Here is a 13951-nt window from a genome sequence, read left to right as displayed (position 1 = left end):
GCCCGCAGGGTGGTTTCCTGTGGGCACTTCGGCAACGCGGCGAGGTGCCGTGCCAGGCGTTCCGGGCCCGCGAAGATCCACCGGACAGGACCTAAACGTCCAATTGGTCCGCGACCGCGCGCAGCAGGCCCGCGATGTTCGCGCCCTGGGCCTTGTCCGGATACCGGCCCCGTTCCAGCGTGGGGGTGATGCTTTCCAGAAGCGTCGTCAGGTCCTGGACGATCGAGGCCAGTTCGTCGGGCTTGCGGCGCTGGGCCGCCGCCACCGAGGGTGCCGGGTCGATGACGGTGACCGACAGGGCCTGGTCACCGCGCTGGCCTGCGACGACGCCGAACTCGACGCGCTGGCCCGGCTTCAGTGCGTCGACTCCGGCAGGGAGGACCGATGAGTGGACGAAGACGTCGCCGCCGTCGTCACGGGAGAGAAAGCCGAAGCCCTTCTCACGGTTGAACCACTTGACCTGGCCGGTAGGCACGTCTGTCCTCGTCCTCATATGTGTTGGGGGCGCTGGCGCGCACAGAAACGGCTCTGGATAGCACTACAGCGGGTCGGACGACCCGCCGTCCCCAAGGCTAATGGTCCAGGGGCTGGTGACAAGACGTCGCCGGTTGGTTCCTGTCCGCAGGGAACTACCCTGGTGGAGTGACTGCTACTCCTTCCTCACCCGCGCCGCGACCACCGGACCGAGCGGCCGGTCCCGGTGACCGGCTCGTGCGGATCGGCGCGATCGTCTTCATCGTCGGCGCGGTCGCCACTCTGGTGACCGTGGCCCCGCTGTTCCTCGGGACGGACCCGTTCCCGACCGTCGCCTACGCGCTCAGCATGCTGATGGGCGTCGGCTTCCTGATCGCGGGCGCCGGGCTGCTCCTGTCGATCGCCGCGCAGCGCCGTCAGGCGAGGTCCGCCACCGGGCCCTCGGAGGCGCCGGCCACGTAGGACCGCAGCCACCGCGGGAACGCCAGCAGGTCCGGCAGCACCACGTCCGCGCCCGCCGCCCGGAGTTCCGCCTCGTCGCAGGGGCCCGTCGGCACCGCGACCGAGAGCGCCCCCGCCGTGCGGGCGCCCCGTACGTCGCCGATGTGGTCACCGACGTACACCCTCGCGCCGTGCTCGCGCAGCGCCTCGCCCTTCGCCTCCGCCCACAGCCAGCCGATCACCTCGTCCGGCTCCACGCCGAGATGCGCGAGATGCAGCTTCGCGTTCGGCTCGTGCTTCGCCGTCACGACGATCGCCCGCCCGCCGAGCGCCTGGACGGCGGCGACGGCCTCGCGGGCGCCGAGCATCAGGGGCGTCGGCTTGATCGCGTGTGTGGGATAGATCTCCCTGTACCGGTCACCCATCTCCGCAATGCGGTCGGCCGGGAACCAGTGCGCCAACTCCTCGTCGAGCGGCGGACCGAGCCTGGTCACGGCCAGGTCCGCGTCGATCGGGACACCGGTCTCGGCGGAAAGTGCCAGGTAGGCGGCGCGGATACCCGGCCGGGAGTCGATGAGCGTCATGTCGAGGTCGAAACCGACCGTCAGCGGAGTCGGGGCCGGAGTCGAAGTCATACAAGCATTGTGCATGGACCCCTCGGCCGCTCCGTGGCTTGATCCGGTGCATAGACTTAGCCAAGCCTTACCAAGCCGCGCCACCCTGCCCCGTACCCGATTGGTCCCGATGTCAGCCGCCGCCCCGACGAACCACCGCACCAGACGCGTTCTCGTCGCCCGCCGAATCGGCTGGATGGCCGCCGCGGCCGTGGCCCTGCTGCTCGCGATCCTGCTCAGCCTCGCGGTCGGGGCGCGCGCCGTCGCGCCGAGCGCCGTGTTCGACGCCCTGCTCAACGGGGGGCAGAGCGACGACGCCCAGGTCGTACGGCAGTTGCGGGTGCCCCGTACCGTCATCGGCCTGATGGTCGGCGCCGCGCTCGCGCTGGCCGGGACGGTACTCCAGGGCATCACCCGTAACCCCATCGCCGACCCCGGCATCCTCGGCATCAGCCAGGGCGCGGCGGTCGGCGTCGTCATGGCCATCGCGTTCGCGGGGGTGCACACGCTGACCGGCTACGTGTGGTTCGCGTTCGCCGGCGCCGCCATCGCGTCGGTGGCGGTGTACGCGATCGCCACCCGGGGCAGAGGCGGCGCGACCCCGGTCAAACTCGCCCTCGGTGGGGCTGCGATCAACGCGCTCCTGGTCTCGGTCACGATGGGCATCCTGACGACGCGGGCGGCGGCGCTGGACGAGTTCCGCTTCTGGCAGGTGGGCTCGGTCGCGGGCCGGGACGCCGAACTGGTCGGCCAGGTCTGGCCGTTCCTCGTCGTCGGCACGGTGCTGGTGGTGTCCGTCGCGCGCGGGCTCGACGCGCTCGCGCTCGGCGAGGACGTCGCGAAGGGCCTCGGCCAGAACGTCGGGGCCGTACGCCTCGTGGGCGGCGTCGGCGCGACGGTGCTCGTCGGGGTCGGGGTCGCGGCGGCCGGGCCGATCGCGTTCATCGGCCTCGCCGTCCCGCACATCGCGCGCGCGATCGTCGGCAACGACCACCGCTGGCTGATGCCGATGGCCGCGCTCGTCGGGCCGGTGATGCTGCTGGTCGCGGACGTGGTCGGCCGGATCCTGTTCCCGCCGGGCGAGGTGCCCGCGGGCGTGATGACGGCGCTGCTGGGTGTGCCGTTCCTGGTCGCTCTCGTACGCAGGAAGGCGGTACCGGCGTGAGTGCGGGCGTCAGTACGACAGTTGACGGGAAGGTCACCGGGGCGCGCGCCGGGGTGCGGCCGGCCGGGTACGCCCTCGTACGCACCCGGTTCGGCGCCCGGCGCGTGTCGTTCCTTCTGCACCGGCGCGCGGCGGTCGCCGCGGTCATTCTGGCGCTGTTGCTCTGCCTGAGCTGTGTCGCTTACCTCAGCGTCGGCGAGAGCTTCGTGGCCCCGTCCGAGGTCGTGAAGGTGATCCTCGGACAGCCGTCGTCGGCCGAACTGGTCGTCGGCACGCTGCGGTTTCCGCGCATGGTGGTCGGTCTCCTCGTCGGTGCCGCGTTCGGCGTCTCGGGCGCGCTGATCCAGACCGTGGCGCGCAATCCGCTCGCCAGCCCGGACATCATCGGTGTCACGCAGGGCGCGAGTGTGCTGACGGTCTTCGCGATGACGTACGGCGTCACGTCGTTCACCGTCCTGCCGTATCTCTCGGTCACCGGCGGGATGCTGGCGGCCGTGCTCGTGTACGTCTTCGCGTGGCGCGGCGGGCTGCACGCCACCCGCTTCGTCCTCATCGGCATCGGTGTCGCGATCGCGCTGCGCTCGCTCACCACGCTGTTCATGACGAAGGGCGACTATCTGGTCGCGCAGCAGGCCCAGGTGTGGATGACCGGTTCGCTCAACGGCCGCGGCTGGGACGAGGCGGCGCCGCTCGGCTGGGTGCTGCTGATCCTGCTGCCGGCGGTGGCGTGGGCGGCGTACGCCCAGCGCACGGTCTCGCTGGACGACGGGACGGCGACCGCGCTCGGCGTACGCCTGGGGCATGTACGGCTCGGGCTCGTCCTGCTGGGTGTGGTGCTCGCCTCCGTGGCGACCGGCACGGCCGGGCCGGTGGACTTCGTGGCGCTGCTCGCGCCGCAGATCGCGCGGCGGATGACGCGTACGGCGCAGATACCGCTGCTCTGCTCGGCGCTGCTGGGCGCGGTGATCGTCGTACTGGCCGATCTGTTCGCGCGCAAGCTGTTCGCGCCGACCGAGCTGCCCGTGGGGGTGCTCACGGCGGCGGTCGGGGCGCCGTATCTGATCTGGCTGATCATCCGTAGCCGTACGGCAGGAGCTGGGGCATGAAAATGGACATGAGCAGGCTCTCGGCGCACGAGCTGACGCTCGCGTACGACGACCGCACGGTGGTCCACGAGCTCGAACTGGCCGTCCCGGACGGGCGGGTGACGGTGATCGTCGGCCCCAACGCCTGCGGCAAGTCGACCACGCTGCGCGCGCTCGGGCGGCTGCTGAAGCCGAAGAGCGGTTCGGTGCTGCTGGACGGCGCGGAGCTGGCGAGCATCCCGACGCGGAAGATCGCGCAGTCGATCGGCCTGCTGCCGCAGTCACCGTCCGCGCCGGAGGCGATCACGGTCGCCAACCTGGTCTCCCGTGGCCGCCAGCCGCACCAGCGCTGGTGGCAGCAGTGGTCGGAGGAGGACGAGCGGGCGGTCACGGACGCGATGGCACGTACGGACGTGACGGAACTGGCGGAGAGGTCGGTCGACGAGTTGTCGGGCGGCCAGCGGCAGCGCGTCTGGATCGCGATGGCACTGGCCCAGGAGACGGACCTGCTGCTGCTGGACGAGCCGACGACGTTCCTGGACATCGCCCACCAGGTGGAGGTCCTGGACCTGATCCGCCGCCTCAACCACGACCAGGACCGCACGGTGGTGATAGTGCTCCACGACCTCAACCAGGCGGCTCGCTACGCGGACCACCTGGTGGCGATGAAGGCCGGCCGCATCGTGGCCGAAGGCCCACCGTCGGAGGTGGTGACGGCCCCCCTGGTCCAAGAGGTCTTCGGCCTCACATCCCTGATAATCCCGGACCCGGTGACGGGCTCCCCCCTGGTGATCCCGAGCGCGCCGTACCGTCCGGGGGACGGGGTGGAGGCGGCGTAGGTCCCTCGCGGGCGGCGCCCGCCGGGGGGCCGGCGCAACTCGGCCGGCGCCGCCAGCCCGAACCGTGCCACGCCCTGGCGGGCGGCCTCGCCAAGGGCGGGCGCCAACGCCGCAAGCGGGCACGGCCGTTGGCCGGCAACGGCCGAAAACCCGTGCCCGCCCCGGACGCCCGACAAGACACGCCCTGACGGGCGGCGCCGACGCGGCAGGCGGGTGGAGCGACCGGCCGACAACAGCCGGGCCCCCTCGCAGGTCGAGCCGGTCGAGCGGCGGGAGATCACCGTGAGCCGCCTCGTCGAGCACGGGCGGGAAACGGACGGCTCGGTCACGGACCGGCGCCGTACGCCGTCGATCTCGTCCGAGTAGTCACGCAACAGGCCGCCCGAAGGGCCATCAGGAAGTCGGCCGCCGGCGGGCAAGCGACAGGGGCGGGGCGCATCCGCAGGCTGGGCCGCCGGCCCCGTACGTCAGACCCGGCGGGAGCGCCAGATCAGGAAGAGGGCCGAGGTGATCGCCGCCGCCTGGAGCACCGTTGGCCAGGTGGCCGAGATCGCCTCTCCCATCGCGCCCTCCGGGATCGCCTCGCCCCAGCGTTCCGTCGTGCGGCCCCAGATCCAGACCCCGCCCGCGACCGCCGACGCGATCGGCAGGCCGAAGACCGCCAGTTTCGCCTCCGTGCGGGAAAGGCGGCGGGAGGTGTACGCCAGGGCCCAGCCCAGCGCGAGTACCAGCCAGGAGGTCAGGACCGCGCCCACGATCAGCAGGACCGCGGCCAGCAGCAGGAACGGGTTGGTGAGGCCGAGTCCTGCGCGGGGCGGCTTTTCGGTGGGGCGGCGGAACCGTGGCAGCAGGCGGAGGCGTTGTGGTGGCTCCGGCGCGTCCGGCGTCTCGTCGGTCTCCGCCTCCGCCGCCGCTTCCTCCTTCTCCGCGAGTTCCTCCGGCGTCGGCGGCGGCTTCAGTATCTCGGGGATCTCGACGCCGCCGACGAACCCCGAGACACCCGTCGCCCCCATCGGGCCGGGATCGACGCGCCACCAGTCCGGTTCGCCGCCGGACGTGCCGAGTTCGTGCGTGGGGGCCAGGTGGGGCGGAGACGCGGCAGGTTCGACGGGGGCCATCGGCCCGCGTGTCTGCTTCGGCAGCGATGGCCCGTCCCGCCGCTCCTTCAGCAAGCCGCCGAACGTGCCGCGCTGCTTCGGCAGACTCGGCGGCTCGGGCGCCGCCGCGGGCACCGGCTCCCCCGTCGCCGCCCCCACCACCTGGTCCGGCGTACCCAGCCGCCCCAGGATCCGGCGGACGGCGGCGGGGCTGTCGCCGCCGAACTTCCCGCGCTGCTTCTCGATCTCGCCGCGCAGCTCCGACACCAGTCTCATCCGTTCACCGGAGGGCAACTGCCGTTGCTGGGCCACGTCTCCGACCCGGCTCAGATAGTCGTAGACGAGCTGGTCGCTCTCGATCCCCACACTGCCCTCCGCACACGCACAAGCACACCCACACGTTTCTGCGGCCGATGGTGTCGCGCTCGTATCCGTACGTCCAGTGTGGCAAGGGCGGTCAGGCCGAGGGCGCGGGCGGTGCCGGTGGCCAGGGCACCTCCGCCACGAGCGGCAGGATCACCTCCTCCTCGTAATCCAGGTGCGCGGTCAGCTCCGTCGTCATCTCCGCCAACTCGGCCCGGAACAGCGGAGGTTCGGCCGACCCGAGGTCCGCGAGCAGCGCCACCAGACCGTCCTGGATCCGCGCGACCGTACGATGTTCGGCGCTCAGCCGGTCGAAGACGTCCGTCAAGTGCGGGTGGTACCGGGCGATCCCGGGAAACAGATGCCCGTCCTCGCTCGTGTGGTGGAACTCCAGCGCCTGGCAGAACGCCAGACACCGCTGCCGGATCTGGAGCCCGAGACCCGGCGCCGGCGGCTCGCCCGGACCCTCGTGGGCGGCGAGCGCCACGAAGTACGCGTCGACGTCCGCCGTCACCAGCCGCAGCTGGGCCCGCAGATGGTCATGCACCTCCAGGATCTTGTCGGCGAGGGTCCTGACCTCGCGGGGCGCCTCACCGCCCGCGACCCCGCCCGGCTCCAACACGACGACCGGCAGGGTCCGTTCGGTCGCGGCCTGGTAGTCGCCGTACCCGGGAGCCTCCCGTACGACATACGCGAACAGCTCGTCGCGCCTTGCCCCTTCGGCCGGCACCGCGAGCGCCTCGAAGACGCGGGTGCCGATCTCCACCGCCACGGAGGGGTGGGCGAGCAGGTTGCGGTACCAGTCGGGGTGCGCGGGCGCGCCGAGGTTGGACGCGACGACCAGGAGCGAGTCGCCGTGGCGGACGTAGCCGAGCGGGGTGGTCCCGCGGGTCCCCGACTTCGCGCCGGTGGTGGTGAGCAGGAGCAGGTTGGACGTGGGCATACGTTTCTGGTTCTCCGGAAGATGAGGGCAGCCCTCGGCCGTGGCCACGGCACGCCCGAAGGTGCCGCGCACGCCGGAGCCGGCTGCGAATGATGAGAAAGGTTCAGATACGGGTCGCGGAGTACGTACTCATGGCGCATCCCTTGGAAGAAGGGTGCTCGCCCGGTCACCGGCCCGCCCACTGCTCTTCGGCCGGCACCACGCGGCACCGCCGCCATTACAGGCACCGTGCCCGGCACCTGTCAACCAAACCCGGGGCCGCCCACCACCCGCCGCACCCCGCCGCACGCCCGACACTCCGGCACGCCGCCCCTCAGGGGCTAACGTGTGGCGGATGGGAATCAGCTAGCCGCCTCTGGAGGCGCACGTGTCCGAACCATCAGGCGCAACGCCCCCGCGTACGCTCGCGGAGGCCCTGCGCACCCGCGACAACGACGCGCTGGCCGCCCTCCTGCGCGCGCGTCCCGACCTGCTGAGCCCCGTGCCCAACGACCTCGGCCAGCTCGCCACCCGCGCCGGCACCCGCGCCTCCGTCGTACGGGCGCTGGAGCGGCTCGACCGCTTCACGCTCCAGACCGCGGAGGCGCTGGCGGCGTCGGCCGACCCCGCGGCGTACGACGCGCTCCGCGCGCTGATGACCGGCGACGAGGGCGACCCGCGCGTCGAGGCGGCTCTGCCGCGCGCCGTCGCCGCGCTGCGCGAGCAGGCGCTGATCTGGGGCGCCGACGACCGGCTGCGGCTGGTCCGTACCGCCCGCGAGATCCTGGCGCCGTCCCCCAGCCACCCCTCCCCGACCGGCCTCGGCCCGACCGTCGCCGAAGCCACGGCGGGGATGTCGCCGGGCCGGATCCAGGAGATCATCACCACCGCCGGGCTCCCCTCCACGCACGACCCGGTCTCGGCGGTCGCCGCGCTGGCCGCGCTCTTCACCGACCGCACGCGGATGGCGGCGCTGCTCGACACCGCCCCGCCCGAGGCGCTGAGCGTGCTCGACCGGCTGGTGTGGGGGCCGCCGTACGGCGAGATCACCTCGAAGCCCGCGCCTCCCGTGCAGTGGCTGCGCGACCACGGGCTGCTGCTCCCGACCTCCACACGCACCGTCGTGCTGCCGCGCGAGGCCGCCCTGCATCTGCGCGGCGGGCGCGCGCACCGGCACACCGAGCCGGAGCCGCCGGAGATCCTGCCGCACCCCTCGACGCCGGCGGCGGGCTCGACGGCGGGCTCCGCGGCCCTCAGCCGTCCACAGGTTGTGGACAGCGCGGCGGCGGCCCAGGCGTTCACCGCGCTCGCGACGATCGAGGAGCTGGCCAAGGAGTGGAACGAGGGCGGCCCGAACGTCCTGCGCGCCGGCGGCCTCTCCGTACGCGACCTCAAACGCACCGCCACCGCGCTGGACGCCACCGAGCCCGTGACCGCGTTCTGGCTCGAACTCGCCTTCGCGGCAGGACTGTTGGCGGCGGACGGCGAGGCGGACGAGCGGTACGCGCCGACGCCCGCCTACGACCAGTGGCCCGACCTGCCCCCGTCCGAACGCTGGGCCCGCCTCGCCACCGCCTGGCTCGGCGCCACCCGCACGGCGGGCCTCGTCGGCGGCCAGGACAGCAAGGGCCGTACGCTCGCCGCGCTCGGCCCCGACCTGGACCGGGGCGCCGCGCCGGAGGTACGGCGCCATGTACTTGACCTGCTCGCGAGTCTCCCGGAGGGCACCGCGCCCGATCCCGAGAGCGTGCTCGCCCGGCTGCGCTGGGAGCGCCCGCCGCGCGGCGCGGTGGCGGGCCGGCCCGAGGACCTGCGGGCGCGCATCGCCGCGTGGACGCTGAACGAGGCGGAGCTGCTGGGCGTGACCGGGCGCGGGGCGCTGTCCTCGCACGGGCGCGCGCTGATCGCACCGGACGGTGGGGCAACGGGGGCGCTCTCCAAGCCGGGATCGTTCCCGAAGCCCGCTTCCCGCGTGGGCGGGCCCGTGCCCGCCGCCACCGGCGCGGAGCTCTCCGCGGGCGGCCTGCACGCCGCCCGCGCGCTGGCACCGCACCTGCCCGAACCCCTCGACCACGTACTCCTCCAGGCCGACCTCACCGCCGTCGCGCCCGGCCCGCTGCTGCGTCCGCTCGCCGAGACGCTGGCCGTGCTCGCGGACGTCGAGTCGCGGGGCGGCGCGACCGTCTACCGCTTCACGCCCGCGTCCGTACGCCGCGCGCTCGACGCCGGTCAGTCCGCGTCCGACCTGCACGCGTTCCTCACCGCGCACAGCCGTACGCCGGTGCCACAGCCGCTCAGCTACCTCATCGACGACATGGCGCGGCGCCACGGCCATCTGCGGGTCGGCGCCGCTTCGGCGTACGTACGCTGCGACGACGAGGCCGTCCTGGACGAGATCCTCGCCGACCGGCGCTCGCAGGGCCTGCGGCTGCGCCGCCTCGCGCCGACCGTCCTCGCCGCCCAGGCCGACCCCACGACGCTGCTGGACGGGCTGCGGTCGATGGGCCTCGCGCCGGCGGCCGAGTCCGCCGAGGGCGACGTCCTGATCACCCGCGCCCACGCGCACCGCACCCCGCCCCGTACACCCCCGGCCCCCGTCCCCGACGGCCCACCGGTGCCGGCCCCGACCCTGCTCGGCGCGGCGGTACGGGCGATCCGGGCCGGCGACCAGGCGGCGACGGTCGTCCGCAAGACGCTCCCCGAACCGGCGGCGACGGTCCCGGCCGGCGGCGACCTGCCCCGCACCACATCGGCCGAGACGCTGGCCACGGTCCAGGCCGCCGCGCTGACGGGCTCGGCGCTCTGGATCGGCTACGTCAACGCGGAGGGCGCGGCGAGCCAGCGCGTGATCGCACCGGTACGGGTCGAGGGCGGCTTCGTGACGGCGTACGACCACACGGCGGACGAGGTCCGCACGTACCCGCTGCACCGCATCACGGGCGTCGCGGAACTGGCGGACGACCCGGCCTGACGCCTACTTCTTGGGACGGGTGCGGACCCTGCTTCGAAGACGGCGATCACACGCGTCCGGGCCCGCGGCCCGAGGGAGTTCGCCACATAAGCACCACAACAGCACTTGATTTCCTTGCGTTTACCTGTCATGGAAATGCTTGCGTAAGGGCCTACCGCACGAATATGGCTCGCCCTACGATGAATTGCATGGAACCGGTGGTGTTTCTTTTGTCTCTCGGTGCAATTTGTCGTATCACCAGATTCATAACCAAGGACGTACTGGCTGCCGGATTGCGCACGTGGGTGGCCGATCGCTTCGGGGACGAATCCGGTCCCGCCTATCTGGTCACCTGCGGTTGGTGCACGGGGATCTGGGCCGCCGCGTCGGTCGTGCCGCTCGCTTTCCTGGCCGGCGACACCACCGTCTTCCGGGTGGTCGCCATGATCCTGACGCTGTCCTACCTGGCGGGCCTGGCATCCACCTGGCTCGACTGAAGGAAGTACGACGGAGTACGAAGGAGGAGTTCCCATGGGATGCAACTGCGGTGCACGCGCCGGTGGACGAGGGACCATCTACCGGCTGGTCCTGCCGAACGGAGTGATGCGCGACTACCCCACCCGCCAGGAAGCCGAGGCCGCGCGGCGGCGCGGGGGCGGCACCGTCATCGTCGTCAACCAGTAGTCGCCGTACCGCCGGTGCGCTTTCCGTGAGCGGGGCGGACGGCCTTTGGGCATTCCCGCGCCGGTGGGTACCGGAGAATATCTGAATTACGCCCCCACCCTCCCTCGGCGCTCCGCCATACGGGTTCAATTGCGTGCACCCGTATGGCGGATGAACGAGACCGGGGCGCCTACTGGGAATCGCTGGAGAGTGATTCCCCGGCGCCCGTGTTACCGGGTGAGCAATGCGCCGACACAGCTTCTTTCACTGCGGCGTGCCTTTTCCGCTGTCACCCGGAGGGCGTCGGGTCGCTCTGGCCTCGTACATTCCCAAAGGAGGCTGCACCATGGCCAGTTCCATCACCACGCTGACATCGTCTCCCAATCCCTCGGTCTGCGGGGAGTCGGTCACCTTCACCGTCCAGGTCTCCCCGGTACCACCGGAGACCACCACCCCGACCGGCACCGTCAACGTCATCATCAGCGACGACGGGCCCACGCTCGTCGGCACCCTGGACGCCGCCGGCCAGACCCAGGTCACCATCGACGACCTGAGCGTCGGCACCCACCAGGCGATCGCCGCCTACACCGGCGACGGCACCTTCGACCCGTCGTCGTCCGGCCTCGTGAACCAGGTCGTCAACGCCGCAGACACCACCACCGTCGTGACGGCCGGCCCGAACCCCTCGGTCTGCGGCGAGACCGTCACCCTCTGCGCGACCGTCACCATCGACCCGCCCGGCACGGGCACCCCGACCGGCACCGTCACCTTCATCGGGCCCGGCGGGCTCAACCAGACGGTCACCCTGGACGCCACCGGCGAGGCGTGTATCACGACCACCGCGCTGGCCACCGGCACGATCACGGTCACCTACAACGGCGACGACTGCGCGGCGAGTTCCACGGGCAGTGTCGACGTCACGGTCAACCAGGCGGACACCACGACGGTGGTGACGGCCGGCCCCGACCCGTCGGTCTGTGGCCAGCCGGTCACCCTCTGCGCGACGGTCACCGTCGAGCCGCCCGGCGCCGGCGTCCCCACGGGCACGGTGACCTTCACCGGTCCCGGCGGCTTCAGCCAGACCGCCGTGCTGGACCCCGCCGGCCAGGTCTGCGTGACGACCAGCTCGCTGGTCACCGGCACGGTGACCGCCACCTACAACGGCGACTCCTGTGCCGCGCCGTCCACCGGCACGGTCGACGTGACGGTGAACGAGGCGCTGACGAACATCGACGTCACAGTCACCCCCGACCCGTCCGTGTGCGGACAGAGCGTCACCATCTGCGCGACGGTCACCACCCAGCCACCGGGTTCGGGCACACCGACGGGCACGGTGACCTTCACGGCCGACGGCGGTCTCAACCAGACCGTCCCCCTCGACGCCGGTGGCCAGGCCTGTGTCACCACCACCTCACTGGTCACCGGAGAGGTCTCCGCTGTCTACAGCGGCGGGGGCCCGTGCTTCGCGGGCTCCGCCGAAGCGGTCGCGGTCACGGTCGACCAGGCCGCGACCACCACCTCGGTCACCGCCATCCCCGATCCGTCGGTCTGCGGCGAGCTGGTGACGGTCTGTGCGACGGTCACCATCGACCCGCCCGGCTCGGGTACGCCCACGGGGACGGTGACCTTCACCGGGCCCGGCGGGCTCAACCAGACGGTCACCCTGGACGCCACCGGCGAGGCGTGCATCACGACCACCGCGCTGGCCACCGGCACGATCACGGCCACCTACAACGGCGACAGCTGCGCACTGAGTTCGACGGGCAGCACGGACGTGACAGTCAACCCGGCGGACACGACGACGGTGGTGACGGCCGGCCCCGACCCGTCGGTGTGCGGCCAGTCGGTGACGTTATGCGCGACGGTCACCACCGACGCCCCCGGTTCCGGGGTTCCGACGGGCACGGTGACGTTCACGGCTCCGGGCGGGTTCAGCCAGACCGCCGTGCTCGACCCCACCGGACAGGCATGCGTGACCACCACCACGCTGACCACCGGGACGGTCACGGCCGTCTACAACGGCGCGGCGTGCTTCAACCCGTCCACCGGCACCGCAGATGTGACGGTGAACGAGGCGTCGACGACCACGGTGGTCACCGCCACCCCGAACCCGTCCGTCTGCGGGCAGACGGTGACGGTGTGCGCGACGGTCACGACCAACGCACCAGGTTCGGGCACACCCACCGGCACCGTCACCTTCACCGGCCCCGGCGGGCTCAACCAGACAGTCACCCTGGACGCCACGGGCCAGGCCTGCCTCACGACGACATCCCTGGCCACCGGCACGATCACCGCCACGTACAACGGTGAGGGACCCTGCTTCGCCGGCTCGTCCGGCACCGTCGCCGTCACGACCGGCCCCGCCGACACCACGACCACGGTGACGGCAGTGCCCGATCCCTCGGTCTGCGGTGAGCTGGTGACGGTGTGCGCGAGCGTCACCATCGACCCGCCCGGCTCGGGTACGCCCACGGGGACGGTGACCTTCACCGGCCCCGGCGGGCTCAACCAGACAGTCACCCTGGACGCCACCGGCGAGGCCTGCCTGACCACCACCTCGCTGGAGACCGGCACGATCACGGCCACCTACAACGGCAGCTCCTGCGCCAACCCGTCCACCGGCACGGTCGACGTGACGGTGAACGAGGCGTCGACGACCACGGTGGTCACCGCGACCCCCGACCCGTCGGTGTGCGGCCAGGCGGTCACATTCTGCGCGAGCGTCACCATCGACCCGCCCGGCTCGGGTACGCCCACGGGGACGGTGACCTTCACCGGCCCCGGCGGGCTGAACCAGACGGTGCCGCTGGACGCCGCCGGCGAGGCCTGCTTCACCGCCACCGCCACGCTCTCCGGCACCGTCACCGCCACCTACACCGGCGACGACTGCGCCGCGCCCTCCACCAGCACGGTCGACGTGACGGTGAACGAGGCGCTGACGACCACGGTGGTCACCGCGACCCCCGACCCGTCGGTGTGCGGGCAGTCGGTGACGGTGTGCGCGACGGTGACCACCAACGCACCAGGTTCGGGCACACCCACCGGCACCGTCACCTTCACCGGCCCCGGCGGGCTCAACCAGACGGTGAGCCTGGACCCGAGCGGCCAGGCCTGCCTGACCACCACCACCCTGGCCTCGGGCACCGTCACCGCCGTCTACAACGGCGAGGGCCCGTGCTTCGCCGCGTCCAGCGACACCGTCACGGTCACGGTCAACCCGGCCTCGACCAGCACCGCGGTCTCGCTCACGCCGAACCCGTCGGTCTGCGGGCAGTCGGTGACGGTCTGTGCGACGGTCACCACCAACGCACCAGGTTCGGGCACACCCACCGGCACCG

Annotated in this window: 13 protein-coding genes; 9 read left to right on the top strand and 4 right to left on the bottom strand. The window is 72.3% G+C overall.

Annotation, left to right across the window (positions count from 1 at the left end; genetic code table 11):
- Positions 1-91: 91 nt before the first annotated feature.
- Positions 92-475: a cold-shock protein gene (locus ACFWV8_RS34740; protein ID WP_384213808.1), complete on the bottom strand. Its 384-nt coding sequence runs from the start codon at positions 473-475 to the stop codon at positions 92-94.
- A 167-nt stretch (positions 476-642) separates the two neighbouring features.
- On the opposite strand from ACFWV8_RS34740, the gene ACFWV8_RS34735 reads away from it, so the two are divergent.
- On the top strand, positions 643-936 hold the full coding sequence (locus tag ACFWV8_RS34735; RefSeq protein WP_384213806.1) for a hypothetical protein: 294 nt from the start codon (positions 643-645) through the stop codon (positions 934-936).
- On the opposite strand, the gene ACFWV8_RS34730 is transcribed toward ACFWV8_RS34735, so the two are convergent.
- On the bottom strand, positions 891-1550 hold the full coding sequence (locus ACFWV8_RS34730) for an HAD family hydrolase (protein WP_384213804.1): 660 nt from the start codon (positions 1548-1550) through the stop codon (positions 891-893). The genes ACFWV8_RS34735 and ACFWV8_RS34730 overlap by 46 nt on opposite strands.
- A gap of 109 nt (positions 1551-1659) precedes the next feature.
- Here ACFWV8_RS34730 and ACFWV8_RS34725 point away from each other — a divergent pair, with 109 nt between their 5' ends.
- From ACFWV8_RS34725 to ACFWV8_RS34710, 4 genes are all read left to right on the top strand, one after another.
- Complete coding sequence (locus tag ACFWV8_RS34725; RefSeq protein ID WP_384213803.1) at positions 1660-2694, top strand: FecCD family ABC transporter permease; 1035 nt, start codon at positions 1660-1662, stop codon at positions 2692-2694.
- Positions 2691-3800, top strand: a complete 1110-nt coding sequence (locus ACFWV8_RS34720) for a FecCD family ABC transporter permease (protein WP_384213801.1) — start codon at positions 2691-2693, stop codon at positions 3798-3800. The genes ACFWV8_RS34725 and ACFWV8_RS34720 overlap by 4 nt, the downstream gene beginning before the upstream one ends.
- Positions 3801-3808: 8 nt before the next feature.
- The gene (locus ACFWV8_RS34715; protein ID WP_384213812.1) at positions 3809-4618 is read left to right on the top strand and encodes an ABC transporter ATP-binding protein; all 810 of its coding nucleotides are present in this window, start codon (positions 3809-3811) and stop codon (positions 4616-4618) included.
- Positions 4619-4831: 213 nt separating this feature from the next.
- Entirely contained in the window at positions 4832-4984 is a 153-nt protein-coding gene (locus ACFWV8_RS34710; RefSeq protein WP_384213799.1) for a hypothetical protein, read from the top strand.
- A 101-nt stretch (positions 4985-5085) separates the two neighbouring features.
- Here the strand turns inward: ACFWV8_RS34710 and ACFWV8_RS34705 are convergent, their stop codons facing one another.
- The gene (locus ACFWV8_RS34705) at positions 5086-6081 is read right to left on the bottom strand and encodes a hypothetical protein (protein WP_384213796.1); all 996 of its coding nucleotides are present in this window, start codon (positions 6079-6081) and stop codon (positions 5086-5088) included.
- 91 nt (positions 6082-6172) lie between these two features.
- On the bottom strand, positions 6173-7021 hold the full coding sequence (locus tag ACFWV8_RS34700) for a nitroreductase/quinone reductase family protein (RefSeq protein WP_384213794.1): 849 nt from the start codon (positions 7019-7021) through the stop codon (positions 6173-6175).
- A 367-nt stretch (positions 7022-7388) separates the two neighbouring features.
- Here ACFWV8_RS34700 and ACFWV8_RS34695 point away from each other — a divergent pair, with 367 nt between their 5' ends.
- From ACFWV8_RS34695 to ACFWV8_RS34680, 4 genes are all read left to right on the top strand, one after another.
- Positions 7389-9971: a helicase-associated domain-containing protein gene (locus ACFWV8_RS34695; RefSeq protein ID WP_384213793.1), complete on the top strand. Its 2583-nt coding sequence runs from the start codon at positions 7389-7391 to the stop codon at positions 9969-9971.
- 188 nt (positions 9972-10159) lie between these two features.
- Positions 10160-10447 carry a DUF1360 domain-containing protein gene (locus ACFWV8_RS34690; RefSeq protein WP_384213791.1) on the top strand — a complete coding sequence of 96 codons (288 nt, stop codon included), beginning with the start codon at positions 10160-10162 and terminating at the stop codon, positions 10445-10447.
- 34 nt (positions 10448-10481) lie between these two features.
- On the top strand, positions 10482-10634 hold the full coding sequence (locus ACFWV8_RS34685) for a hypothetical protein (protein ID WP_329386189.1): 153 nt from the start codon (positions 10482-10484) through the stop codon (positions 10632-10634).
- Between the two features lie 325 nt (positions 10635-10959).
- A partial coding sequence (locus tag ACFWV8_RS34680; RefSeq protein WP_384213788.1) for an Ig-like domain repeat protein occupies positions 10960-13951 on the top strand: 2992 nt, incomplete at its 3' end.

The organism is Streptomyces sp. NPDC058665 (genome assembly GCF_042714995.1).
GTDB lineage: Bacteria > Actinomycetota > Actinomycetes > Streptomycetales > Streptomycetaceae > Streptomyces.
Note: the sequence above shows the minus strand (reverse complement) of the source record. Positions and strands in the feature narration are given on the sequence as shown.

Excerpts from the sequence above, each read along its gene's own strand:
- ACFWV8_RS34730 (WP_384213804.1), bottom strand. The coding sequence starts at position 1,550 with ATGACTTCGACTCCGGCCCCGACTCCGCTGACGGTCGGTTTCGACCTC.
- ACFWV8_RS34725 (WP_384213803.1), top strand. The coding sequence starts at position 1,660 with ATGTCAGCCGCCGCCCCGACGAACCACCGCACCAGACGCGTTCTCGTC.
- ACFWV8_RS34715 (WP_384213812.1), top strand. The coding sequence starts at position 3,809 with ATGAGCAGGCTCTCGGCGCACGAGCTGACGCTCGCGTACGACGACCGC.
- ACFWV8_RS34700 (WP_384213794.1), bottom strand. The coding sequence starts at position 7,021 with ATGCCCACGTCCAACCTGCTCCTGCTCACCACCACCGGCGCGAAGTCG.
- ACFWV8_RS34690 (WP_384213791.1), top strand. The coding sequence starts at position 10,160 with ATGGAACCGGTGGTGTTTCTTTTGTCTCTCGGTGCAATTTGTCGTATC.
- ACFWV8_RS34685 (WP_329386189.1), top strand. The coding sequence starts at position 10,482 with ATGGGATGCAACTGCGGTGCACGCGCCGGTGGACGAGGGACCATCTAC.